Source organism: Oleiphilus sp. HI0061, assembly GCF_001635675.1.
In genome coordinates this window covers 1-912 of the sequence record NZ_LWFE01000065.1, presented here as the reverse complement: position 1 = coordinate 912, position 912 = coordinate 1, and the positions used below count along the sequence as shown (strand labels likewise).

1 protein-coding gene is annotated in these 912 nt (G+C 44.6%); it reads right to left on the bottom strand.

Annotated features, from left to right (window positions below):
* Positions 1–877 (bottom strand): folylpolyglutamate synthase/dihydrofolate synthase family protein (locus A3735_RS00870; protein ID WP_369820491.1); only part of this gene is annotated, 877 nt, incomplete at its 3' end.
* Positions 878–912: the final 35 nt, after the last annotated feature.

Genomic DNA, 912 nt, shown 5'->3' with positions numbered 1-912 from the left:
TCTCGAAGCTAAGAACCTTATCGGACACTTCAGAAAGCACACTCTGCAATTCGGCAATAGACATTGCTCTGTCAACATTCAATGGCGCTATTAGCCAGCGATCCACAGATTCTGAAAGTTCCGCGACAACGCCTCGAACATCTTTATCTGCTAACGCAGAGAACACAACTTCAATTTTATCTTTTCCCTCACCCTCTTTTAACAAAAAGGACTTTAGGAACCTTGCTGCGTGAGGATTATGGCCTACATCAAAATATAAGCCTTTTACTTGGCTAGACTGTTCAAGGCGCCCTGACAACTTAACATTGCACATGCTTCGATATACCGAGTCGGCATCCAGCGAGCGGCCATCAAGCAATAGAGCGATTAACTGATAGGCGAGAAGAATATTGTTATCGGGTAAATTTAGCTTTGGAAACCCCTGAAACTTGAACCTACTCAAATCTTTCTGGGCAACACTCACCAAGTCATCGTCAATATAGAAATCTTCATGACAGACCAAGGTTTGACAAGCGAGCTTCTCAGCACATTCAAAGACGCTTTGAGGAAGGTTTTCACCAGCCAAAAATGGCTGACCTTTCCTTAGGATACCAGCCTTCTCTCTGCCTATTTGTTGAATATCGTCGCCGAGCCAGTCAATGTGATCAATGTCGATTGAAGTAATCACGGAGATATCTGCATCAACGATATTTACGGCATCCAAGCGCCCTCCTAAACCGATTTCGAGCAACACGACATCAAGATCTGCATTAAAGAGGACGTACAAAGCAGCCAAGGTGCCGAACTCAAAGTAGGTAAGCGGAGTGTCTCCCCTCACCTCGTCAATATATTGGAAGGCCTCAACAAGCTGATGGTCACTTGCATCAACGCCAAGCAATTGGACTCGTTCGTTGTATTTAGATATATGTGGAG